Annotated in this window: 20 protein-coding genes; 6 read left to right on the top strand and 14 right to left on the bottom strand. The window is 42.2% G+C overall.

The window, feature by feature from the left end; genetic code table 11:
* Positions 1 to 1,527, top strand: a complete 1,527-nt coding sequence (gene thiE, locus PSI06_RS08830; RefSeq protein WP_273603484.1) for a thiamine phosphate synthase — start codon at positions 1 to 3, stop codon at positions 1,525 to 1,527.
* Positions 1,520 to 2,272, top strand: coding sequence for a HesA/MoeB/ThiF family protein (locus PSI06_RS08825; RefSeq protein WP_273605010.1), 753 nt, complete (start codon positions 1,520 to 1,522; stop codon positions 2,270 to 2,272). Before thiE ends, PSI06_RS08825 begins: the two co-directional genes overlap by 8 nt.
* Positions 2,273 to 2,298: 26 nt before the next feature.
* Here PSI06_RS08825 and rsuA read toward each other — a convergent pair whose 3' ends face one another.
* Positions 2,299 to 2,991, bottom strand: a complete 693-nt coding sequence (gene rsuA, locus PSI06_RS08820) for a 16S rRNA pseudouridine(516) synthase RsuA (RefSeq protein WP_055252720.1) — start codon at positions 2,989 to 2,991, stop codon at positions 2,299 to 2,301.
* Positions 2,992 to 3,050: 59 nt separating this feature from the next.
* On the opposite strand from rsuA, the gene zapE reads away from it, so the two are divergent.
* Positions 3,051 to 4,160, top strand: coding sequence for a cell division protein ZapE (gene zapE / locus PSI06_RS08815; protein WP_273603486.1), 1,110 nt, complete (start codon positions 3,051 to 3,053; stop codon positions 4,158 to 4,160).
* 22 nt (positions 4,161 to 4,182) lie between these two features.
* Here zapE and PSI06_RS08810 read toward each other — a convergent pair whose 3' ends face one another.
* A complete protein-coding gene (locus PSI06_RS08810; RefSeq protein WP_004589078.1) occupies positions 4,183 to 5,151 on the bottom strand; it encodes a class 1 fructose-bisphosphatase in 969 nt (322 codons plus the stop codon).
* 155 nt (positions 5,152 to 5,306) lie between these two features.
* Here PSI06_RS08810 and PSI06_RS08805 point away from each other — a divergent pair, with 155 nt between their 5' ends.
* Positions 5,307 to 7,736, top strand: a complete 2,430-nt coding sequence (locus PSI06_RS08805) for a zinc-dependent metalloprotease (protein WP_273603487.1) — start codon at positions 5,307 to 5,309, stop codon at positions 7,734 to 7,736.
* 46 nt (positions 7,737 to 7,782) lie between these two features.
* Here PSI06_RS08805 and mgtE read toward each other — a convergent pair whose 3' ends face one another.
* The 12 genes from mgtE to PSI06_RS08745 form a co-directional block, all read right to left on the bottom strand.
* A complete protein-coding gene (gene mgtE / locus PSI06_RS08800) occupies positions 7,783 to 9,141 on the bottom strand; it encodes a magnesium transporter (protein ID WP_004589080.1) in 1,359 nt (452 codons plus the stop codon).
* A 259-nt stretch (positions 9,142 to 9,400) separates the two neighbouring features.
* Positions 9,401 to 9,673, bottom strand: a complete 273-nt coding sequence (locus tag PSI06_RS08795; protein WP_004589081.1) for an HPr family phosphocarrier protein — start codon at positions 9,671 to 9,673, stop codon at positions 9,401 to 9,403.
* Between the two features lie 40 nt (positions 9,674 to 9,713).
* Complete coding sequence (rapZ, locus tag PSI06_RS08790) at positions 9,714 to 10,559, bottom strand: RNase adapter RapZ (RefSeq protein ID WP_004589082.1); 846 nt, start codon at positions 10,557 to 10,559, stop codon at positions 9,714 to 9,716.
* 19 nt (positions 10,560 to 10,578) lie between these two features.
* On the bottom strand, positions 10,579 to 11,031 hold the full coding sequence (locus tag PSI06_RS08785; protein WP_004589083.1) for a PTS sugar transporter subunit IIA: 453 nt from the start codon (positions 11,029 to 11,031) through the stop codon (positions 10,579 to 10,581).
* A 4-nt stretch (positions 11,032 to 11,035) separates the two neighbouring features.
* A complete protein-coding gene (gene hpf / locus PSI06_RS08780; RefSeq protein ID WP_004589084.1) occupies positions 11,036 to 11,323 on the bottom strand; it encodes a ribosome hibernation promoting factor in 288 nt (95 codons plus the stop codon).
* 27 nt (positions 11,324 to 11,350) lie between these two features.
* The gene (locus PSI06_RS08775; RefSeq protein WP_273603488.1) at positions 11,351 to 12,850 is read right to left on the bottom strand and encodes an RNA polymerase factor sigma-54; all 1,500 of its coding nucleotides are present in this window, start codon (positions 12,848 to 12,850) and stop codon (positions 11,351 to 11,353) included.
* 69 nt (positions 12,851 to 12,919) lie between these two features.
* The gene (lptB, locus tag PSI06_RS08770; protein ID WP_004589086.1) at positions 12,920 to 13,645 is read right to left on the bottom strand and encodes an LPS export ABC transporter ATP-binding protein; all 726 of its coding nucleotides are present in this window, start codon (positions 13,643 to 13,645) and stop codon (positions 12,920 to 12,922) included.
* A complete protein-coding gene (lptA, locus tag PSI06_RS08765) occupies positions 13,642 to 14,190 on the bottom strand; it encodes a lipopolysaccharide transport periplasmic protein LptA (protein ID WP_004589087.1) in 549 nt (182 codons plus the stop codon). The genes lptB and lptA overlap by 4 nt, the downstream gene beginning before the upstream one ends.
* Complete coding sequence (gene lptC / locus PSI06_RS08760; protein ID WP_004589088.1) at positions 14,180 to 14,734, bottom strand: LPS export ABC transporter periplasmic protein LptC; 555 nt, start codon at positions 14,732 to 14,734, stop codon at positions 14,180 to 14,182. The genes lptA and lptC overlap by 11 nt, the downstream gene beginning before the upstream one ends.
* Positions 14,731 to 15,282: a 3-deoxy-manno-octulosonate-8-phosphatase KdsC gene (gene kdsC / locus PSI06_RS08755; protein WP_004589089.1), complete on the bottom strand. Its 552-nt coding sequence runs from the start codon at positions 15,280 to 15,282 to the stop codon at positions 14,731 to 14,733. Before kdsC ends, lptC begins: the two co-directional genes overlap by 4 nt.
* Complete coding sequence (locus tag PSI06_RS08750) at positions 15,283 to 16,254, bottom strand: KpsF/GutQ family sugar-phosphate isomerase (protein ID WP_004589090.1); 972 nt, start codon at positions 16,252 to 16,254, stop codon at positions 15,283 to 15,285. It lies immediately after the preceding gene.
* 2 nt (positions 16,255 to 16,256) lie between these two features.
* On the bottom strand, positions 16,257 to 17,225 hold the full coding sequence (locus PSI06_RS08745; protein ID WP_004589091.1) for a calcium/sodium antiporter: 969 nt from the start codon (positions 17,223 to 17,225) through the stop codon (positions 16,257 to 16,259).
* 254 nt (positions 17,226 to 17,479) lie between these two features.
* Here PSI06_RS08745 and PSI06_RS08740 point away from each other — a divergent pair, with 254 nt between their 5' ends.
* Both PSI06_RS08740 and mlaE read left to right on the top strand, forming a co-directional pair.
* Entirely contained in the window at positions 17,480 to 18,283 is an 804-nt protein-coding gene (locus PSI06_RS08740) for an ATP-binding cassette domain-containing protein (RefSeq protein WP_004589092.1), read from the top strand.
* Complete coding sequence (gene mlaE, locus PSI06_RS08735; RefSeq protein ID WP_024033330.1) at positions 18,283 to 19,062, top strand: lipid asymmetry maintenance ABC transporter permease subunit MlaE; 780 nt, start codon at positions 18,283 to 18,285, stop codon at positions 19,060 to 19,062. Before PSI06_RS08740 ends, mlaE begins: the two co-directional genes overlap by 1 nt.
* Positions 19,063 to 19,070: the final 8 nt, after the last annotated feature.

Below are 19,070 nucleotides of genomic sequence, written 5' to 3'. Positions count from 1 at the left end.
ATGAATAATTTAGTGTGGACAATTGCAGGCTCAGACTCAGGTGGTGGCGCAGGCATTCAAGCCGATATAAAAGCAATGCAAAGCTTTGGCGTGCATGGCTGTACTGCAATTACCGCGCTTACGGCGCAAAATAGCTTAGGTGTAGAGGCCATTAACGCGGTATCTACCGATATTATTGAATCGCAATTACTCGCACTCGAAAGCGACATGAAAGCCAAAGTAATTAAAATTGGCATGCTGGCTAATGTGCAGCAAATTCAATTGATAAGCGAGCATATAGCGCATTATAAAGCTAAATGGCCTGTACCGCCTGTAATTGTTTACGACCCCGTTGCAATTGCTTCAAGTGGTGATGTATTAACAGAGGAAGATACCGTAAGTGCCATTAAAGAATGCTTAATGCCGCTGGTGGATGTAATAACACCTAACACGCACGAAACGCAATTATTAACAGGCGTATATTTAATTGGCCCAAGCGCCGTGAAAGACGCTGCTAAAAAGCTATTAAGTTGGGGTGCAAAAGCGGTTGTTATTAAAGGCGGGCACTGGGATTACCCAACAGGTTATTGTATTGATTACTGCACACAAAACGGCGAAGAGTATTGGCTTGGGAATAAAAAAATTCAAAGCCCTCATAGTCATGGTACAGGTTGTAGCATGGCCTCGGTTATTGCCGCGTGTTTAGCAAAAGACTACCCCTTAAAAGATGCTTTTATTTTAGCTAAAGCTTATATAAATCAGGGCTTAAAGCAGTCGGTTAGATACGGAGAAGGAATAGGCCCTGTTGCACATACTGCTTTTCCTACACAGTTAAATGACTACCCGCAAGTAATAGAGCCTGGCAGCTGGCTTGGTGATGAGCTTGATTTTGATGTGCCGCTGGAATTCAATATGGCCGCTGATTTTGCACCTTGTGAGAGCAAAAAGTTGGGCCTATATGCTGTGGTCGATAGCATAGATTGGCTAGATAAATGTTTGCAGCAAGGTATTACTACGGCGCAGCTTCGCGTTAAAAATAAAACCGACCTTGAGCTTGAAGAGTTAATTAAGCAGGCGGTAGAGCTGGGCAAAAAGTACCACGCTCACGTATTTATAAACGACTACTGGCAGTTGGCAATAAAGCACGGTGCCTACGGCGTACACTTAGGCCAAGAAGATTTAGAAACCGCTAATTTAGCAGCAATTAAAGAAGCAGGTTTAAGGCTTGGGCTTTCTACCCATGGTTTTTACGAAATGTTACGTGCGCACAACTACCGACCAAGTTATATGGCATTTGGTGCTATTTACCCAACCACGACCAAAGATATGAGCGGCCAGATACAAGGTCTCGATAAACTTAAAAAGTGTGTGCCATTAATGCAAAACTACCCAACAGTGGCCATTGGCGGCATAGATTTAACCCGCGCAAGCGAGGTTGCAAATACAGGAGTAGGCAGTGTTGCGGTTGTACGAGCGATTAGTGAAGCGGATGATTATATTGCTGCAATTAGTGCGCTAAAAAGTGCTATAAACCAGCCCAATGAATAAGCTTAGCGATAAAGAAACCCTGCGTTATAGTCGCCACTTATTATTAAAAGAAGTGGGGTTAGAAGGGCAGTTAGCACTTAAAGCAGCCACAGTAGCAGTAGTGGGAGCTGGCGGGCTAGGTAGCCCTGCACTTTTGTATTTAGCCGCGGCAGGTATTGGTACACTTATTTTAATAGATGATGATGCGGTTGAGCTTTCTAACTTGCAGCGCCAAGTGCTTTATAAAGTTAATCACTTAGGGCAAAACAAGGCCACCGCTGCTGGCAAAGTATTAACAAGCCTTAATAATCAAATAGAAATAGTGACGCATTGTAAAAAGCTCGATGATAACAACGCAGGGGAGCTTTTAAAAAATGCCGACATAGTACTTGATTGCTCTGATAATTTTGCAGCACGTTACAGTGTTAACCGTTATTGCTTTACTCATAAGTTGCCTTTAATTGCAGGTGCCGCGATTGCAAGTCGTGGGCAACTTATGGGCTTTGATTTTAGGCAAAACAGTAGCCCATGTTATGGCTGTGTTTTTGCAAAAAGTGACGCCGCACCCGCTGTAAATTGTAGTAGTGCAGGTGTAATAAGCCCACTGTTAGGAATTATAGGCTCTATGCAGGCACAGCTTACGCTTAATATGCTGCTAGGGCATGTTGAAGGTAGTGTGTTTATCAGCTTTGATGCGCTGAGCTTAAAGCAACAGCATTTTAAAATGATTAAAGATATAAACTGCAAAGAGTGTGCTTTGAGGTAATCATTTACTTTAAATGAGCAGTTTATTTAAACCTCACCCTCTGTTAATTGTCTATACTCGCCACTTGCTAAGTTTTCGTCCAGTATAATATTACCTATTTGCTCGCGGTGTAGCTCTACCACTTTGTTACCTACCGCGGCTAACATGCGTTTAACTTGGTGGTATTTACCTTCGCTGATTGATAAACGTAAGCTGTAGGTGGCAAGTGCTTCTGCTTTAGCTGGACGGGTGAGATCTTTTTCGTTGTGAAGTTGTACGCCGCTACGTAGTTGCTCTAATGCTTCTTCGGTTATAGGCTCTTGAGTTTCTACTAAGTAGGTTTTTAATTTGTTGTGCTTTGGCGAGGTAATACGGTGCGACCAATCGCCATCGTTAGTAATAAGTACTAAGCCGGTGGTGTCTATATCAAGGCGACCTGCTACATGAAAGTCGGCCATATTTGGCTCATCGAGTAAATCAAATACGGTGGGGTGTAGTTCATCTACATTTGCACACACGTAGCCTACAGGTTTGTGCAGCATAAAGTAGCGTTTGCCTAAAAATACCATAGGCTCACCAGCAAATGTTACTTCATCTTGCTGGGCTACTTGAAAATCGAACGCGCTAACAACTTCCCCATTTACTTGCACTTCTTGGCGTTTAATACCCGCGCGAGCTTTTGAGCGTGGTAGCTCGGCTAGGTGGCTAATAAATTTATCTAAGCGGCAAGGGAATTTCATTTTGGTTCACATTTTTAGTCGGCTACAATGGCGGCGATTATAGCCGATAGTGAAACCCCATGTCAGTAAACTACCCACAAATTTTAAGGCTTTACCAAGCAAAAATAGATGCGGGTGAACTGTGTGCTGATAGCGCTCAGCAAAATGCAGTAAATGCGTTAAATAACCTAAGTATACAGTTACACATAAAAACACCTTGGTGGAAAAAGGCGCCGTTGATTAAAGGGGTTTATTTGCATGGGCCGGTGGGGCGGGGTAAATCCATGCTAATGGATTTATTTTATAAAAATTTACCCACTGGGCGTAAGCAGCGGCTGCATTTTCATCACTTTATGGCGCAAATACACACGCAACTAGCCCAGCTACAAGGTCATAAAAACCCCCTCACGTTAATTGCTAAACAATGGGCGAAAGATATAAAAGTGCTGTGTTTTGATGAGTTTTTTGTTAGCGACATTGGCGATGCAATGATTATGGCAAGGTTATTTAATGCCTTGTTTGATAGTGGGGTAGTGCTGGTGGCAACTTCTAACGCAAAACCTGAGCAGCTTTATCGCAATGGCCTACAGCGCGCGCGGTTTTTACCCACAATCGATTTAATTAAAAATTATTGCCATGTTATTAGTGTTGCTGGGCAGGATGACCATCGCTTTAGGTACGGTAAAAATAGCCGCCATTATTTTATTAATTTACCTATAAGCGAGTTTAAAAAGCAGTTTTTATCTCAGTATCCACAAGCAAAGGAAAACCAAATTTTACAGGTACACTCCCGCAGCTTACCGTGCTTATTAACCGCAGATAATGCATTAATGATCGATTTTATGGCGCTTTGCTCAGGAGCGCGTAGCGCTTACGATTATATGTTTTTAGCCAAGCAGTTTGATATTTTATATATAGAAAATGTGCCAAAAATGGGTGTAGGCGCAACAGGTAAAGTAATAGTGCATGGTATTGAAGACAGTTATCAACGCGAAAAACAAACCCTCAATGAGCATTATTTAGATGACGAAGCGCGGCGCTTTATTGCATTGGTGGATGAGTTTTACGATTGCCAAAAGTTATTAGTTATAAACGCCCACGCGCACGTTGACTATTTGTATCAGGGGCAAAAGTTAAGCTTTGAATATGCGCGAACGCAGTCGCGCATTGTCGAAATGCAAAATTGGTAAGTATTTCCTTTTAATTAAAAAATTACTTATGGTATCCCAAGCACGTTTCTACTTCGTTTTTAGAGCCTAATATTACCGCCACACGCTGGTGGATTGCATCGGGTTGAATATCCATAATACGCTCAGTACCCGTAGAAGCGATACCACCTGCTTGCTCAACTAGCATAGCCATGGGGTTGGCTTCGTACAGTAAACGTAGTTTATTAGGTTTATTTGCATCTTTGGTGTCGGTTGGGTAAGTAAATAAACCACCACGGCTAAGTACACGGTGCACATCGCCAACCATAGCGGCAATCCAGCGCATGTTAAAGTTTTTAGCACGTGGACCGGTATCGCCAGCGAGTAAGTCATTAATATAGTTTTGCATTGCTGGCTGCCAGTGACGCTGATTTGACGCATTAATAGCAAATTCGTTTGTATCAGCAGGGATAGTGGCAAAGTCTTGTGTTAGTAAAAAGCTACCTTGGGTTTTATCTAGCGTAAACATGCGCGTGCCTTTACCAGTAGTAAGTGCAAGCATAGTTGATGGGCCGTAAAGCACGTAACCTGCTGCAACTTGTTTGTGGCCTGGCTGCATAAATATACTTTGATCGGCGGCATCTGAGCCTTCAGGGGCTTCCATAATCGAAAATATAGTACCCACTAGCGAGTTAATATCGGTATTTGATGAGCCATCAAGCGGGTCAAACGCCACAATGTATTTAGCGTCTTGGTTGCCAGCTACAGTGTAGTCTTCTTCTTCTGAGGCGATGGCTTTAACTGACCCAGACTCCAGTAAAATATCTTTTAAAAGCTGATTAGATAATACATCGAGCTTTTTTTGGGTTTCACCTTGAATGTTTTCATCAAGCGTTGAGCCTAATACGCCAGAAAGCGCACCTTGGCCAACACGAAACGAAATTTCTTTACATGCTGCTAAAATGGTTCTAATTAACGATAAAAGTTCTCTAGGACAACCGTCTTCTAGTAATACTGGTGGGAGTCTACGCATTCTATTTTCCTGATAACGTGTACTAGCTAATCTAAATGTGAGAGAGATTAACTTAGTGCGCTGAATTTCGTCTTAAATACCTGTATTGTTTAAATAGCACTGTAATAATGGTGCCACCTAATCGTACTTAAAACGCCAATAACAAAGATAAGATTATGAAAAAAATACCACTAATAAGTTACATATTCTTTACTGTGCTGTGCTCTATGATAACCCAAGCGCACGCAGCAATTAAGCCTATAGATGAATTTACTGCGCAAATGAATCACTTTCCTGGGTACTTTTCGTTTTATTACGATACTCAAAACGGCAAAGTATTTTTAAAAGTAGATAAATTAGAGCAGCAATTTTTACTTCAGCAAAGCTTACCCTATGGTGTTGGCTCTAACGATATAGGCTTAGATAGAGGCCAACTTGGTAACACGCATTTAGTTCAGTTTGAGCGTTTTGGCGATAAAGTAATGTTGCGCGCGCTAAATACATATTATCGCGCTAATACCACTAACAAAGCTGAGCAGCAAAGTATTAAAGAGGCCTTTGCATCCAGTATTTTAGCGGGCTTTAAAGTGGTAGCGCAAAGCGAAAAAACGCTCCTGATTGATTACACACCCTATTTATTAAGCGATGTACACGGGGTAAGCCGTACGCTTGCAGCGCGCAAGCAAGGCAGCTTTAGCCTTGATGAATCACGCAGCGCGGTGTATATGAATCGCTCAAAAGCGTTTGTAAAAAATACCGAGCTTGAAGCAGTATTGACGTTTAAGGGCTCTAAACCTGGTAAATTTGTGCGCCAAGTAAGCGCCGATGCATACGCACTTACTGTACATATGCACCACTCACTTATTAAATTACCTGATGATAAATACACGCCACGTAAATTTGACCCGCAATCAGGGTATTGGAGCATTGAGCATAAAGACTATGCAGCCACCCTTGGTGAATCTATGTTTGTGCGCTATATACCGCGCCATCGCTTAGCTAAAAAAGATCCAAGTTTACCGATTAGTGAACCCGTAGAGCCCATTACTTACTACCTAGATCCTGGCGTGCCTGAGCCGGTTAAAAGTGCGTTACTTGAAGGCGGTAAGTGGTGGAATGATGCCTTTAGCGCAGCCGGCTATAAAAACGCATTTATAGTCAAAGTATTGCCGAGCAATGCTGATCCTATGGATATTCGCTATAACGTTATTCAGTGGGTGCATCGTGCTACACGCGGATGGTCTTACGGAAGCTCTGTTATAGACCCTCGTACCGGCGAAATACTCAAAGGGCATGTAACACTTGGCTCATTGCGTGTACGCCAAGATATTTTAATTGCAGAAGCCCTTGGTGCGCCTTATTTAAAAGGTAACGAGGTGGCTAAAAATTTACAGGCAATGGCACTTGATAGGATTCGCCAGTTAAGTGCACACGAAATTGGCCATACGCTGGGCATTGCACATAACTTTGCAGCCTCGGTGGGGGATAGAGCGTCAGTTATGGATTACCCACACCCACTACTTAGCTTTAACGAGCAAGGCGAGCTTGATGTAACCCGCGGCTATGCAAGCGGTATGGGCGTATGGGATACCCAAGTTATTAAATATGGTTACAGCGACTTCACTAATCAAGATGAAAGCGCTGAGCTTGCAGCAATATTAAAAGAGAACAAAACGAAGGGCCTTGAGTTTATATCTGATAGCGACGCACGCGCTAAGGGCGGGGCACACCCTACAGCGCACTTATGGGATAACGGTACTAACCCAGCGCAAGAGTTACTTAGAGTGCTTGATGTACGTAAAAAAGCGCTTTCGCAATTTGGCATTAACAACATTAAAACAGGCGATGCACTCTCGCAGTTAGAAGAAAAACTCGTGCCGCTTTATTTATTCCATCGCTATCAAGTAGAGGCTGCAGTTAAGCTAATTGCAGGAGTTAACTACGAATACGAAACACGCAACAACTCACCTGCTAAGGGCGCGAAAGTGGTTGCAAAAGCGCAGCAGCAAGCGGCGCTTAGTGCTGTTTTAACAACATTAAAACCGGCTAATTTAATTTTGCCTGAGTCGGTGTTAGCGCTTATCCCGCCAAAAGCATATGGCGAATCTAAATCGCGTGAAAGCATAACAGGGCGTACGGGTGTAACACTTGATGCGATGGCCTTGCCAGAAGTAGCTGCGCAGCATAGTTTATCGTTATTATTAAACCCACAGCGTTTAAATCGTTTAGCTCAACAACAAGTACGTAATTCTAATTTTTACAGCTTAGATGAGTTGTTAGAGCAGCTTTACAGCCAGGTGTTTAATGTGTCATCACCTAATACAATGAAAGGCAAAATCACCCAGCGGGTGCAATTTTTAACTGCAAAAAATATGGCTGATTTAGTCACTAGCGACAAGGTAAGTCCAGAGGTGCAGGCGCAGTTACGTTTCTACTTGGTAAAACTAAGCAAAGAGTACAATCAAAACTCAATGTTAAGTAATACCAGTGTAGGAGAAAGCGCATTTAAACAGTATTTAGCAGAGCAAATAAAACAGTTTTTAAAAGTAGGTAAGTGGCCTGAAAACTTCAGTGCTTTACCAATGCCACCGGGCTCACCAATTTAATTATATGTTTTAGTGTGTAGTGGCTACTTAACCTGAGCTCAGGTTGCTAAATAAGTAGCCACGTTGCGGTGCCTAAAAAGGCAAAAATACCGACAATATCAGTCACCGTTGTAAGTACAACACTACCGGCAAGTGCAGGGTCTATATTCATTTTTTTCAATAAAATAGGAATACATGCGCCAGCAACACCGGCCACTACAAGGTTCATAAACATTGCAAATGCGAGCACGCCGCCAAGCATAAAATCCCATTGCCAAAGCGCAATTACACTGGCTATAAGTATTGACCAAATAACCCCGTTTAATGCGCCTATCGCCAGCTCTTTAGCCATTAAAAATCGTTGGTTAGTTTGGTTAATATGGCCCACGGCAATACCGCGAATAACCAGAGTTAAAGATTGGCTACCTGCTACACCACCCATTGAGGGCACAATGCCATTGAGTACAGCTAAAATAGGTAATATATCTAAGGTGCTTTCAAAAAAGCTGGCCACAAAGGCGGCAGCTAAGGCTGTGAGTAAGTTAACGCCAAGCCATACTGAACGCTTTTTTGAGCTTTTTAAAACAGGTGCAAAGGTGTCTTCTTCATCATCAAGACCGGCAAGGCTTAATAAGCTGTGCTCTGCATCTTCACGAATAACATCAACAATATCATCAATGGTGACACGCCCAAGCAAGTGGGCGTTATCATCGACTACAGGGGCCGATATCCAGTTGTGGCGCTCAAATAACTGAGCAACCTCACTTTCATCCATCGAAATAGGGATAGACTCACAGTCTTCATCCATTAAATCTTGAACAATTTTTTCAGGCGGATTAGTTAACAGTGTGCTAAGTGATAATGCACCTAAAAAACAGTTATGTTTATCAACAACGTATAAATCATCGGTGCCCTCTGGCAGCTCACCGCGTAGCCTAATATAACGCAGCACAACATCAAGTGTAACGTCTGGGCGAATGGTCACCGTATCGGTGTTCATTAGCGCGCCTGCTGAGCGCTCTTGGTAAGATAAAGCCTGTGTAGCGCGTTCGCGGTCTTGCGTATCCATAGCGCTAACCACATCTTTGTACACGGTATCAGGTAGGCTACGTAGGACTTCACCTAAATCATCGTGGCCCATATCTTCAGTGGCCGCGGCAATATGCTCAGGTTCCATTTGTGCAATGATACCTAAACGTACATCTTCAGAGAGCTCTTCTAGCACATCCCCTTGCACATCTGGGTCAACCAGTTGCCAAAGCATGCGTCTAATTTTATGCGGAGAGGATTCAAGCAGCAGTGCTGTATCACAAGGTGCTGTTTTTGCTAGCATGCGTCTTACTTGAACAAATTGCCCACTATTAAGTGATTTAGTCACTTGTTTTAGTTGCTGTAGTGGATAGTCTTGTTCAAACGCTTCTGGCATTGGCATCCTAAATATTTTTGTGTAATGGAAAGGTGTTTAGTAGGTGGTGTTGCCCACTGTCATTTTCTTTATTTTTTGTGCTAAACCCAATGCTGGGGCTAAATTAGTGTTTAAAATTAAGTAACCAAATTTAGCAGGGGCATGGCTTTATTACCCTAAATTAAAGCACTAAATTAGGCGAGTCGGAATACCCTAATTTACTAAATCTTTATAATTTGGCCAGATAAGTCTTTAACTTATAAGGCTATGGTGCTTTAAATTATTCTTGTTCGTTAAATCGTTGTGCAATTAATTGCCCAACCGCATGCAAAGCTTGCTCTGAATCAGGGCCTTCACAGACTACTTTAACTTCTTTACCTTTACTGCTTTCAAGTAGCATTAAAGCTAATACGCTGTCGCCTGCGGCTTCTTTATCATCTTGGTGTAAGGTGATTTTAGCATCAAACTGCACAGCTAATTGCGCAAGGACCGTTGCCGCTCTGGCGTGTAAGCCTAATTTATTTTTTATTAAAAATGTGTCTTCACAGCGCATAAATTACTATACCTAAACTGAACAGGTTATTATTTTAAGGTTACTTTTCTTGCTCACGATGACGAATTTTGACATTCGGATGCGTCATAGCAAAGCTCTCACCAATGGCTTGCGCTAAATAAACCGAGCGGTGTTGACCACCAGTACAGCCAATTGCAATAGTGAGATAACTACGGTTATTACGCTCTAAGTGTGGCAACCAAGTTTGTACAAAGGTCTGAATTTGCCAAGTGAATTTTTGGACTATGCTGTGATTTGCCAAAAAATCTTTTACTGGTTGATCAAGGCCCGTAAGCGGTTTGAGTTCAGGCTCCCAGTGGGGGTTTGGCAAAAAGCGAGCATCAAAAACATAATCAGCTTCTTTAGGTATGCCGTGTTTAAAGCCAAACGATTCAAACGTTACAATAAGTTGCTTATCTTTTTTACCCAGTATTTTTTCGCGAATTGACTCTGCTAATTGGTGCACACTTAAATCGGTGGTATCTAGCATAAAGTCAGCGCGCGTTACGAGTACATCAAGCAGTTCTTTTTCTTTTTTTATTGCTAAATCAAGCGGCAGCGAATCGATGGATAAAGGGTGTAATCTGCGTGTTTCTGAAAAACGTTTGATCAGTGTTTGATCATCACTATCTAAATAAAACAGTGTGGGTTTAGCAAAGTCAGGAAGGTACTCGAGAATATCGTTAAATTCGTCTTGTTCTTTGGGGATATTACGAACATCTATACTAACGGCTATTTTGTCATAGTTATCTGAAACACTTCGCACTAAAGAGGGCAGTAAGTTGACCGGAATATTATCTACGCAATAATAGCCTAAATCTTCAACCACGCGTAAAGCAACCGACTTACCTGAACCAGAACGGCCGCTTATGATAATTAACTCCATTTATAGCCCTTAGTATTTACTACGATTGATCAACAATTACTTGATACAGCTCTGCATCGGTTTTAGCACTACGCAGCTGTTTACAAAATTCTTTGTTGCTCAGTTTATCAGCTATGGTTGCCAGAGTCTTTAGGTGCTGTTGGTTATCGCCATCTGGTACGATGAGTGCAACAAAAATATCAACAGGGCAGTTATCAATAGCATCAAAGTTAACAGGCGTGTCGCTAACAAGTACTAAAGCCAGCGGCTCTTCTACGCCACCCATTCTGCCATGAGGAATGGCGATACCCCGGCCAATGCCAGTACTGCCTAGCTTTTCTCTACTTGCCAGCGCATTAAGAATATCTTGTTGTGGTAAGTAGGGGAGCTTTTCATGAGCAAGCTCACTGATAAACTCTAAAATTCTTTTTTTACTACTAAAAAGGACCGCAGCTTTGCTGCAGTCCTGGCATACTAATGTACTTAATTTCATAATATTAGTGTCTAGCAAGCTTCTCTTTATGTTTTATGACTTGACGATCGAGCTTGTCAATCAACGAGTCTATAGCGGCATACATATCTTGGTGCTCTGTTGAGGCAAATAAATCTGCGCCACTTACATGAATAGTCGCTTCTGCTTTTTGGTTGAGTTTTTCTACATCGAGAATGACATGCACATTGCTAATATGATCTGAGTGCCTTTCTAGCTTTGCAAATTTATTATTTACATAGTCTCTAAGTGAATCAGTTACTTCTACGTGACGACCAGTTAGGTTTAGTTGCATAAGCATTTCCTCTTTGTTTTTTACGTCTTATATCAAACTCTTTCTCTGATTTGACGGTGGAATAGCTAGCGATTCACGGTATTTTGCTATTGTGCGTCTAGCTACTTTAATTCCTTGCTCTGCCAATATATCCGCAATTTTACTATCACTCAATGGTTTAGCTGAGTTTTCCGCGGCAATTAGCTTTTTAATTAGGGCACGTATTGCGGTTGATGAACACTCGCCGCCGTTTTCAGTGCTTACGTGGCTTGAGAAAAAATACTTAAGCTCAAAAATACCACGTGGCGTATGCATATATTTTTGCGTAGTAACACGCGAAATTGTCGATTCATGCATTTCTACCATTTCAGCAACATCGTTTAAAACCATTGGCTTCATGGCTTCGGGGCCATGTTCAAAAAATGCCTGTTGCTGTTTTACAATACAGTTAGTTACCTTAAGCAGCGTGTCGTTTCTGCTTTCAAGGCTTTTTATAAACCATTTAGCTTCTTGTAAGTGAGAGCGAATAAATTGGCTATCACCACTTGATTTTACGGTACGTGACATAGCCGCGTACTGACTATTTACGCGTATTTTTGGCATGCTATCTGGATTTAGCTCTACCACCCAGCGGCCTTTTATTTTTTTAACCGACACATCTGGTATTACATACTCCGACTCTTCCCTTACTATTGTATCTGCAGGTTTTGGGTTGAGGGTATGTATTAGGGTCATGACCTCTTTAAGCTCGTCTTCTTTAAGCTTAGTCTTTTTCATTAATGTACGATAGTCGCGTGCCGCTAATAGATCAATGTGATCGGTTAAGATCATTTTAGTTTGTTCTATAAAAGGGGTGTCTTTATCAAACTGGTTTAGCTGAATGCACAAGCACTCTTGTAAACTGCGCGCGGCTATACCTACAGGGTCAAATAACTGAATACGCTTTAAAACGGCTTCTATTTCATCAAGTTCAACTTCAACTTCGTCATCGTTTTCTTGGTTAAAGCTCTCTAAAATCTCTTCACAACTTAGCGTTAAAATACCCGAGTCATCTACAGCTTCTACAATGGCAATAGCAATGGCTTCATCAGTTGGGCTAAAAGGAGTAAGCTGAAGCTGCCACATTAAATACTCATGTAGCGTTTCAGTAGAGGCACCTTGATAAATAGACTCATCTTCCGGCATTGGGCCTGAGGATGCAGCAGGGGCTGCGCTCATGTACTCATCCCAAGTTACATCCATTGCCATATCATCGCTAACGGTGTCTTTATTTAAAGCTTCGCCACTGTCTTGCTCGTACTCGCTGGTTGTATCGTCAGCCGATGCGCTTACGGTTACATCATCCGTATCTGCTTTTTGTTCATTTTTTCCAGCCGACTCTTCCGTGTAATCTTGCTCTTCTACTTCTAATAGCGGGTTGCTATCAAGTGCTTCTTGTATTTCTTGCTTGAGATCCAATGTACTGAGCTGCAGCAAGCGAATCGCTTGTTGCAATTGTGGAGTCATTGTAAGTTGCTGGCCCATGCGCAGCTGTAATGATTGCCTCATGTATCTCTAACAATCCTTTTATGTTGTTATAATTAATATTAGCAGATGCTTGTAGGTGTGGCTTAAATGTTACAGCCTAAATTGCTCGCCTAAATAAACATCGCGTACAGTTTTGTCATTTAATACGTGTTCTGGGGTGCCAGATGCAATTAGCTCCCCATGAGAAACAATGTAGGCTTTTTCACAAACATCAAGGGTTTCTCTTACATTGTGATCGGTAATTAATACGCCAATGCCACGGTTTTTAAGATGTTCTATTATTTTCTTTATATCTAACACTGAAATCGGATCAACACCAGCAAAAGGCTCATCCAATAAAATAAATTTAGGGTTCGCTGCCAGTGCTCTGGCAATTTCTACACGGCGGCGTTCACCACCAGAAAGCGCCATACCTTGGCTATCGCGAATATGCTGAATACTAAATTCATCAAGTAAGTTGTTAAGCGTTTCTTCTCGTGCGGCTTTATTGAGCTCTTTACGCGTTTCTAAAATAGCCATTAAGTTTTGATAAACTGTCAGCTTTCTAAATATTGATGACTCTTGCGGCAAATAGCCAATGCCTAAGCGGGCGCGGCTGTGCATAGGTAATAACGTAATGTCGTTATCATCAATAGAAATTTTACCTTTGTCGCTAGGTACTAATCCTACAATCATGTAAAAGGTGGTGGTTTTACCTGCGCCATTAGGGCCCAATAAGCCAACAATGCTGCCGGCTTCTACTTCAAGGCCTACATTTTTTACAACTTGGCGGCCTTTATAGCTTTTTGCTAATAGTTCTGCTTTTAAGGTGCTCATGGTTGACCTTCGTTACCTGTTTTTTCTTTAATTTTTGCTTCAACAGGCACTAAAATTGTGTGGACACGATCCGTAGAGTTTTCGTCTTTTTCTGCGCTAATAAGCTGCTGCTGCATATCGTAGGTAATACTTTTAGCATTAATTTTTTGACCGGCTTGCGCGACTTCAGCATCGCCAACAAGCGTTAAAAATCGCTTTGCTACGTCGTAACGTACTTCGTTTGCACTGGCACTCATTACGGTACCATCGTCTTGTTTTTCTTCGAAGTAGGCTGGGCTGCCAGTGGCAATAAGGAGTTGTTTGTTATCCCCTAAGTCTTCACGTTTATGTACTTCGAGTCGGTCGGCTGTAATTTTGCGATTACCATGCACAATTTCGACGTTCTTTTCAAAAATACCTACGTTTTCTTTAAGTTGGCCTTCTTGACGGTCTGCACTAATAGAAATTTGATTTGCTGGCGGTTGAGCCGCAGGCTCAGCAGCAGAGGCGCTAAATGCAAGCATTAGCGATGGGATAATAAGTATTTTAGTGAGTTTATTGGTCATAATATATTGTTCGCGTATGGTTAATTAGTTTTATTACTTCGGTTTTTAAATCGGCTTCAAGGCCTTTACCGACAATTTTTAAATTAGGCCCAGTGACAACCACTGGCTGCTCAGAGCGCATTGTTAGCGCTTTAATGTCGACTTCGATGTTATCGGCATTGATGTTATCTATCATGGCGTTATCAACTAAATTTTTAGCAACAACATTACCTTCTAAAATAAGTTGTTTATCTTCGTAAAGCGTTGCTTCGTCTGCATTTATTCGCCATGTTTGTTTTTCGTTATACAAGGTGAAAATAGGTTTTTCAAAAAATGTAAAACCAAGCTGTTGGTACAGCTCCATTTTAGCCGCTGTGACTTTATGGCTTATTTTACCTTGCTCGTCATAGGCTGTTTGCTTAAGCTCTATAGCGGTGTAATCGGGCTTTGCAATTACTTCAGGTTCTTGCTCTGGCGCTACATTGGTTTGGGTAAAATAAGGGTACCAAAGCCAAACCATACAGCCGATGAATAACGCACTGAGTATAACGCGTGCTGCATTCATGAACTGGTGCCTTGTGTTGTAAGCGCTATGCCATTCTCTAGCATAAGTAAGTCTGTGAGCTCTCTAACGGCGCCAAAGCCGCCAGGCATTTGCGTAGTGTAATGCGATAAGCGCTTAATAAGCGGGTGCGCATCGTTTACTGCAACGGCAAAGCCAACGCGCTCCATTACTGGCATGTCAGGGCCATCGTCACCAATATAGGCTATTTGTTCATCAGTTAACTTTAAAGTGTTTTTGAGTTCTTGATAAGCAATAAGTTTGTCTTCTTGGCCTTGATAAATGTGCTGCACGGTTAAGCTGCTCATGCGAGTTTGTACTATTTCTGAGTGACGCCCCGTAATGACCGCAACTTCAAAACCGCTATTGATCAGCGCTTTAATGCCAAAACCATCTTTTGTATTAAATGCTTTTAATTCTTCGCCTTGGTTACCGAGGTAAATTCGGCCATCAGAAAATACACCATCAATGTCGCATATGAGTAGTTTTACTTTTTTGGCGCGTGCTTTGGCATCATCGCTTAGCGGTTGATAGAGATCTTCAAATTGCATTTATAATACTCCTGCTTTTAAGAGGTCTTGCATATTTAAGGCGCCTATTGGCTGGTTTTTATCATTGACCACAATTAAACCATTAATACGTTTGTTTTCCATTATGTTTAGGGCTTCAGCTGCAAGTATATCGGCCGTGGCGGTTGTGCATGACTTAGTCATAACCTGGCTAATAGCGGTGCTATGTATATCAACTCTTTGCTCTAAAATACGGCGTAAGTCACCGTCGGTAAAAAGGCCGGCAAGCTGTTGATTGTTATCTACAATAGCGGTCATGCCCAGCCCTTTGGCTGACATTTCTATTAACGCGTCTTTAATTGTTTGCGTTACACCTATAATAGGGGTGTTTGTGCCGCTGTGCATTACATCTTTTAAAGTGAGCAACAATCGCTTACCTAAACTGCCGCCAGGGTGAGAGAGTGCAAAGTCATCGGCGGTAAAGCCGCGTGCTTCTAAAAGCGCAACCGCCATTGCATCACCCATCGCTAAAGTGGCAGTGGTGCTTGCAGTAGGCGCTAAACCTAATAAACAGGCTTCTTGTTCTACTTTTATGCATACGTGCACATCGGCAAGTGTTGCCATAGTAGAGAGCGGGTTGCCCGTCATCGATATTATTTTTGCACCAAGACGTTTAAGTACCGGAATAATATTAAGTACTTCGCTGGTTTCGCCCGAGTTTGATATAAGCATAACCACGTCATTTTTGGTTATCATGCCTAAATCGCCATGGCTTGCTTCGCCTGGGTGAACAAAAAAAGCAGGGCTGCCTGTACTTGCAAGGGTAGCAGCAATTTTATTACCAATATGGCCTGATTTACCCATGCCAATAACAATAATCCGGCCTTGGCAATCAAACATGAGCTGACACGCACTATGAAAGTTTTCGTCAACGTATTGCGTAATATCAGCAAGCGCTTGGCGTTCAATGTTTAATACGCGTAAACCTTGCTCTATAAAATTTAGTTGTGCCATTGTTACCCTACTTGACTAAAAATATAACCTTGGTACGCCAAAAATGCGATGAGTAATAGGCCACCTTCTACTCTATTGATACGCTGAGAACCTCTAAAGTTCAATGACATAATAATAAGCGCAAGCGTAGCACCTAACATAATAAGTATGTCGCGGTTTGCAAGTGACGGGTCAACCACTGATGGGTTAATAATACCTGCAAGCGGTAATACCGCTAAAATATTAAATATATTTGAGCCCACAATATTACCGAGGGCTAAATCATCTTCGTTTTTAAGTACACCCGCTACAGAAGCTGCAAGTTCAGGCAAGCTTGTGCCAATAGCGATAATGGTTAAGCCAATTACTAAGTCGCTTAAACCAAAGTATTTAGCAATATCGACTGCTGAACCAACTAAAAAGTGTGAGCTAACAGGTAATAAAACCATGCCGACAATTAGCCATAAAACGGCTTTTTTAGTTGGTACATCGTTAGGAACCTCATCGCAGGCTTCTGAGACAAAAGGGTCATCTTGATTTTTTGCGCGCAAAGAAACCACAATCAAGCCGCCAATAAACACAGCAAATGCAACTAGCAACGCCACCCCTTCGGTAAGTGAGAAGTAGTTGTCTGAAAATACATACCACGTAGCCAAGGATACCAGCATAACAAGCGGCATTTCGCGTTTTAAAGTGCTTGATGACACACTCAAAGGGCGTAGCAGCGCAGTAATACCTAACACAAGTAAGATGTTTGTTATATTTGAACCTACCGCGTTACCGACCGCTGTGTCGGTTTTATTTGCCAAAGCAGCCGAGGCCGATACCATCATTTCAGGGGCCGAAGAACCCATAGCAACAACCGTTAAGCCAACAATTAAAGTAGGGACTCCAAAGTTTTTAGCAAGCGCTGCCGCACCGTATACAAATCGGTCGGCGCTCCACACAAGTGCAGCAAAACCAAGAATTAAAATAACAAACGAGGTAACCATTATGTTAAGCCAGATGTTCAAAATACAGATGGCGCGAATAGTAACAAAAGCCAACATGAAAGTATAAGCAAAAGAGCAGGGTCTACTATTGCAGTGCGTGAATTTTATGCGCTTAAGCAAAGGTTAAGGCAATTTACTTCAGCCTTAGAGCGCTTTTTGTAGGCGTATTACAAAATCTTACGAATTGTTTTTTCCATCTTGGCTAAAAAACCCTTAAAATAGGAGCACGAGTGAACATTGTTACGGAGAGCGACTTGTCGCAATCAATAGTAGAAGTCAAGGATGTTAGCTTTTCGCGAGGCGATAGAACCATATATAAAAATATGAGTTTTAGTGTTCCTAAAGGTAAGATAACAGCGATTATGGGGCCAAGCGGAATTGGCAAAACCACAATGCTACGCTTAATTGGTGGGCAGCTTAAGCCTGACGCCGGCGATATTTTATTCGAAGGTGGCAGTATTCCTAGTATGTCGCGCAAAGAGTTATATGCGGCACGAACCAAAATGAGCATGCTGTTTCAAAGCGGTGCGTTATTTACTGATATGTCGGTATTTGACAACATTGCATTTCCTCTGCGAGAGCACACCAAGTTAAGTGAAGCGTTAATTAAACTAGTCGTATTAATGAAACTGCAAGCGGTGGGTTTACGCGGTGCTAAAGATTTAATGCCTTCTGAGCTTTCTGGCGGTATGGCCAGACGAGCAGCACTTGCACGTGCTATTGCACTGGACCCAGAACTTATTATGTATGATGAGCCTTTTGCCGGCCAAGACCCAATATCTATGGGCGTATTGGTAAAGCTTATTAAGTCGTTAAATGAAGTGCTAGGTTTATCATCCCTTATTGTAACCCACGATGTAACGGAGGTAATGAGTATTGCCGATCACGTTATTATTATTGCCGATCAAGGCGTAATAGGTGCAGGGACACCGGATGAAATGCGTAATCATGAATCTCCATTAGTACAGCAGTTTTTAAAAGGATTATCGGATGGGCCAGTGCCATTTCATTATCCTGCACAAACGTATGCTGATGAGCTGTTAGGAGAAAACGCTTAATGTTGGATTTATTTCAAAAGTTAGGTCATAAAACGCTGGGGCGTTTTGCTGCATTAGGACGCTCTGCCAACATGCTTTTTAATGCATTGTGGAATGTACCTAACTTTAAAAAAGGCACACCGCTGTTAGTGCGCCAACTTTATATGGTTGGTTCGCAATCATTATTAATTATTATGGTGTCGGGTTTGTTTATTGGTATGGTGCTTGCGCTGCAAGGTTACACTGTATTGGTTGGCTATGGCGCCGAAGACAGCCTAGGCCCATTAGTTGCGCTTAGTTTATTACGCGAACTAGGCCCTGTGGTTACAGCGCTATTATTTGCTGGGCGCGCTGGAAGTGCGCTAACGGCAGAAATAGGCTTAATGAAAGCCACTGAGCAACTCTCTTCACTAGAAATGATGGCCATTGACCCTCTCAAGCGCATTATTGCACCACGCTTTTGGGCAGGTTTTATTAGTATGCCATTGCTTGCACTTATTTTTTCTGCGGTTGCCATTATCGGTGCTCATTTAGTTGGGGTTGATTGGTTAGGCGTAGATACCGGCAGCTTTTGGTCGATAATGCAATCGCAAGTATCGTTTCAAGAAGATGTATTAAACGGCATGATAAAAAGTTTTGTATTTGCCATGGTAGTGACCTGGATTGCGCTTTATAAGGGCTACGACTGTATCCCAACCTCAGAAGGGATCAGTAAAGCAACAACAGAAACAGTCGTACACTCATCACTGGCAGTATTAGGGTTTGACTTTATTTTGACAGCGGTAATGTTTACCAGCTAATAGGGTAT

Origin of the sequence: Pseudoalteromonas sp. GABNS16E (genome assembly GCF_028598715.1) — a bacterium.
GTDB classification, from domain to species: domain Bacteria; phylum Pseudomonadota; class Gammaproteobacteria; order Enterobacterales; family Alteromonadaceae; genus Pseudoalteromonas; species Pseudoalteromonas atlantica.
The sequence above is the reverse complement of the archived record's forward strand: the minus strand, read 5'-3'. Positions and strand labels throughout refer to the sequence as shown.

Excerpts from the sequence above, each read along its gene's own strand:
- PSI06_RS08825 (WP_273605010.1), top strand. The coding sequence starts at position 1,520 with ATGAATAAGCTTAGCGATAAAGAAACCCTGCGTTATAGTCGCCACTTA.
- mgtE (WP_004589080.1), bottom strand. The coding sequence starts at position 9,141 with ATGCCAGAAGCGTTTGAACAAGACTATCCACTACAGCAACTAAAACAA.
- rsuA (WP_055252720.1), bottom strand. The coding sequence starts at position 2,991 with ATGAAATTCCCTTGCCGCTTAGATAAATTTATTAGCCACCTAGCCGAG.
- rapZ (WP_004589082.1), bottom strand. The coding sequence starts at position 10,559 with ATGGAGTTAATTATCATAAGCGGCCGTTCTGGTTCAGGTAAGTCGGTT.
- mlaE (WP_024033330.1), top strand. The coding sequence starts at position 18,283 with ATGTTGGATTTATTTCAAAAGTTAGGTCATAAAACGCTGGGGCGTTTT.
- PSI06_RS08745 (WP_004589091.1), bottom strand. The coding sequence starts at position 17,225 with ATGGTTACCTCGTTTGTTATTTTAATTCTTGGTTTTGCTGCACTTGTG.
- kdsC (WP_004589089.1), bottom strand. The coding sequence starts at position 15,282 with ATGCAATTTGAAGATCTCTATCAACCGCTAAGCGATGATGCCAAAGCA.
- lptB (WP_004589086.1), bottom strand. The coding sequence starts at position 13,645 with ATGAGCACCTTAAAAGCAGAACTATTAGCAAAAAGCTATAAAGGCCGC.
- PSI06_RS08795 (WP_004589081.1), bottom strand. The coding sequence starts at position 9,673 with ATGCGCTGTGAAGACACATTTTTAATAAAAAATAAATTAGGCTTACAC.
- lptC (WP_004589088.1), bottom strand. The coding sequence starts at position 14,734 with ATGAATGCAGCACGCGTTATACTCAGTGCGTTATTCATCGGCTGTATG.
- PSI06_RS08750 (WP_004589090.1), bottom strand. The coding sequence starts at position 16,254 with ATGGCACAACTAAATTTTATAGAGCAAGGTTTACGCGTATTAAACATT.
- lptA (WP_004589087.1), bottom strand. The coding sequence starts at position 14,190 with ATGACCAATAAACTCACTAAAATACTTATTATCCCATCGCTAATGCTT.
- PSI06_RS08775 (WP_273603488.1), bottom strand. The coding sequence starts at position 12,850 with ATGAGGCAATCATTACAGCTGCGCATGGGCCAGCAACTTACAATGACT.
- hpf (WP_004589084.1), bottom strand. The coding sequence starts at position 11,323 with ATGCAACTAAACCTAACTGGTCGTCACGTAGAAGTAACTGATTCACTT.
- zapE (WP_273603486.1), top strand. The coding sequence starts at position 3,051 with ATGTCAGTAAACTACCCACAAATTTTAAGGCTTTACCAAGCAAAAATA.
- PSI06_RS08810 (WP_004589078.1), bottom strand. The coding sequence starts at position 5,151 with ATGCGTAGACTCCCACCAGTATTACTAGAAGACGGTTGTCCTAGAGAA.
- PSI06_RS08785 (WP_004589083.1), bottom strand. The coding sequence starts at position 11,031 with ATGAAATTAAGTACATTAGTATGCCAGGACTGCAGCAAAGCTGCGGTC.
- thiE (WP_273603484.1), top strand. The coding sequence starts at position 1 with ATGAATAATTTAGTGTGGACAATTGCAGGCTCAGACTCAGGTGGTGGC.
- PSI06_RS08805 (WP_273603487.1), top strand. The coding sequence starts at position 5,307 with ATGAAAAAAATACCACTAATAAGTTACATATTCTTTACTGTGCTGTGC.